The sequence below is a fragment of the Halorubrum sp. AJ67 genome, from assembly GCF_000513435.1.
Window position 1 is genome coordinate 84061 of sequence record NZ_CBVY010000006.1, and the last position, 3135, is coordinate 87195.

Sequence of the window (3135 nt, forward strand, 5' to 3'; positions counted from 1 at the left end):
CGCTCTTCGGTGCGAGCCATCGCTGCCGCGCCCGTCTCGGCGCGCTCCTGAACCGCGTGGATCCGGGCCTCGATCTCGCCCGCGGACTCCTGTGTCTCCTCCGCGAGCGACTTCACCTCCTCGGCGACGACCGCGAAGCCGGCTCCGTCCGCACCCGACCGGGCCGCCTCGATCGACGCGTTCAGGGCCAGCAGGTTCGTCTGTTCCGCGATCTCCGAGATGGTGTCGACCACCTGGCCGATCTCCTCGACCTCCGCCGCGAGCGCCTCGACCTCGGCGGTCGTCTCCGCGGTCGTCTCCTCGACGGCGTCCATCTCGGCGAGCGCCTCCTCGGCCGCCTCGCGACCCTCTTCGCCGACCGCGGCCGCGTGTTCGGCGGTCTCCGCGACGTCGGTGACCGTCGAGGCCACTTCCTCCGCGGAGGAGGCGAGGCTCTCGGCCTCGTCGGTCGCCGCCCGGAGGTCGTCGCGCTGGGTGCGCGCGCCCTCCGCGATCTCCGTGACCGCCTCGGAGACGGTCCCGGTCGTCGCCCGCAGGCTGTCGGTGCGGTCGTCGACCCGCCCGGCGACGTCCGCGGTGTCCTCCGCGACGGTCGCGACCGAGGCGACGGTGCCCTCAAGCTCTTCGGCCATCTCGTTGAACGCGGTCCCGACCCGTGCCATCGCCTCGTTGTCGCTCGCCGGCTCGACCCGTCGCGTCAGGTCGCCGTCGGCGAGTGCGCGCATAGCGGTCTCGTACTCGGACGCCTTCCGCTCGACCGTCTCGGCGCGCGCGTCGGCCTCTCGCCGGGCCTGCTCCGCCTCCTCGCGCGCCCGTTCCGCGTCGTCGATCTCCGCGCGCAGCGAGCCGCGCATCTCGTCGAACGCGCCGAACAGACGGCCAATCTCGTCGGACCGACCGGACTCCAACTCGACCGTGAGGTCGCCGTCGGCCATCCGCTCGGCCTTCCCGGTGAGCTGCCGGAGCGCGATGACAGTGTTCGAACCGACGGTAACGCCGATGAGCGCCAGCCCGATCACCGTCAGAAGCGACATGCCGACGAGACCAGAGCGGACCTCCGCTCCGGCCGGGCCGAGCTCCGTCGCCCTGAGATACACGATCGCCCCGTACGCCACCGAAACCCCCGTGACCGCGACCAGCGACAGCGCGAGCCGTGTGCCGTAGCTGGACCGGATCCTTTCGATCGGTCCCTTGTCCATGTTGTACCCGTTCGAAACCTCGCGATCGGTATAATCGCTCCCCGCCAGTACTCACTCGTGATAATCAAGTTCGGCCGCCGAGACGGTCGGACTTTTCCGGTCGCCGGGGGAACGGTCGGACATGACCGACGCATTCGACCGACTCGGCTACGGGACGTACAAGCTGGCGGCCGGCGAGGAGTGCGCCGCCGGGGTCGCTCACGCGATCGACACCGGCTACCGCCACGTCGACACCGCGCAGGGGTACGACAACGAGGCCTCAGTCGGCGACGGGATCGACCGAAGTGATGTCGACCGCGAGGACCTGTTCGTCGCCACGAAGCTCTCGACGGACAACCTCTCGTACGACGACGCGGTCGAGACCGCGCAGGCCAGCCGCGACCGCCTCGGCGTCGACTCGATCGACCTGCTGTACGTCCACTGGCCGATCAACAGCTACGACCCCGCGGAGACGCTGCCCGCGCTCGACGACCTCGTCGACGACGGCGTGATCGACCGGATCGGCCTCTCGAACTTCGAGCCGGACCAGCTCGACGAGGCGATCGACCGCCTCGACCACGACGTGTTCGCCCATCAGGTCGAGTGTCACCCCTTCCTCCAGCAGGAGACGCTCCGCGAGTACGCCGTCGACGACGGCCACTGGCTCGTCGCCTACTCGCCGATCGCGCGCAACCGCGTCGCCGATGTCGACGCGCTCCGGGAGATCGCCGCGAGCCACGACGCGACGCCCGCGCAGGTGAGCCTCGCGTGGCTGCTCTCGAAGGAGCGCGTCGCGCCGATCCCGAAGGCGGCCGACTTCGGGCACGTTGCGGACAACTGGGCCGCCCGCGAGATCGAGCTGACCGATGAGGAGATCGCCCGGATCGACGCGCTCGACCGCGGCGAACGCGTCGTCGACTTCGAGGAGGCCCCGTGGAACCGGGCCTGACCTCGGGAGCGCTCAATACCGGTATTGTCCCCTCATAGTCGGTTTAACGGATCCCCCGGCCGAACGATCGGCCGTGCCGGACCCGAACCCGGAAACCGACGCTGGTCCCATCCCCGAGACCCGTCCCACCGCGGACGTCGGTCCCGCCCCCGACGGCGAGTCGAATCCCCGCGACCGCCCGGCCCTCCTCGCGGCGACGCCGGACGCCGACACGGTGTTCGAGCGCCTCCGGACGCTCGCTCTCCTCGCCGGTTTCCTCGGTCTCCTCCTGACGCTGATCGCGGTGGAACTGCTCGTCCGGATCTGACTCGCGCCGCCGCTTGGTCCGGCTGTACCGCAGCCCGGTCCGGCTGCCCCGCGGCCCGCTCCGGCTCTCCCGCCGTCCCGGTTGGCGGACCGAAACTGAACGCGGAATCGTCCCGATCCGGGGACCAAGTCCGCCCTCGCCGCCGGTTTCACTTCCGCTTCCGGGCGCGTTTTTAAAAGGTGCGGGCACGACACTCCGCACATGGCCCAGTCCACGTTCGACGACGACGACCTGTTCGGCGAGGCGGCCGAGGAGACCCGAGCCGAGGTCGAGGAACACCTCGCCGCGGCGCGCGAGCAGCTCCCCGACCCGGACGCGGTGTGGGAGACGGACGCGGACAACGTGCTCGGCGCGCTCAACGGACTGAAGTCCGCGCTCGACGCCGGCGACGCGATCGACAGCGTGCGCTCGGCGAAGAAGGCGTACGTCCTCGGCGAGCGCGCCGACGCCTTCGAGGACGCCGACGATCTGGAAGCCGAGATCGAGGAGCTCGAATCGCTCGTCGGCGACATCGAGAGCGCCGCCGACGAGGTGGCCTCCCTCACCGGTACCATCCCCGCGATCCGCGGGGCACTCCAGGACGCGGCCGACGACGACGAGTAACCGCGGTCAAGCTCCCTCCTGCGCGGCGTCCCGGTCAACCACGGCTGCCGCCAGCTCCGCGAGCCCCGTGCTCGCGCGGTCGAGCAGGATCTCGCCGC

Annotated in this window: 4 protein-coding genes; 3 read left to right on the forward strand and 1 reads right to left on the reverse strand. The window is 70.7% G+C overall.

Annotated features, from left to right (window positions below; genetic code table 11):
* Window positions 1-1199: methyl-accepting chemotaxis protein (locus tag BN903_RS07555; protein WP_048077205.1), on the reverse strand; the 1199-nt coding region annotated here is incomplete at its 3' end.
* 121 nt (window positions 1200-1320) lie between these two features.
* Between BN903_RS07555 and BN903_RS07560 the strand changes: the two genes are divergently transcribed.
* The 3 genes from BN903_RS07560 (at window position 1321) to BN903_RS07570 (ending at window position 3037) form a co-directional block, all read left to right on the forward strand.
* Complete coding sequence (locus BN903_RS07560) at window positions 1321-2127, forward strand: aldo/keto reductase (RefSeq protein ID WP_048077162.1); 807 nt, start codon at window positions 1321-1323, stop codon at window positions 2125-2127.
* A 73-nt stretch (window positions 2128-2200) separates the two neighbouring features.
* The gene (locus BN903_RS07565) at window positions 2201-2434 is read left to right on the forward strand and encodes a hypothetical protein (protein ID WP_048077163.1); all 234 of its coding nucleotides are present in this window, start codon (window positions 2201-2203) and stop codon (window positions 2432-2434) included.
* Between the two features lie 201 nt (window positions 2435-2635).
* Window positions 2636-3037: a DUF5790 family protein gene (locus BN903_RS07570; RefSeq protein WP_048077164.1), complete on the forward strand. Its 402-nt coding sequence runs from the start codon at window positions 2636-2638 to the stop codon at window positions 3035-3037.
* Window positions 3038-3135: the final 98 nt, after the last annotated feature.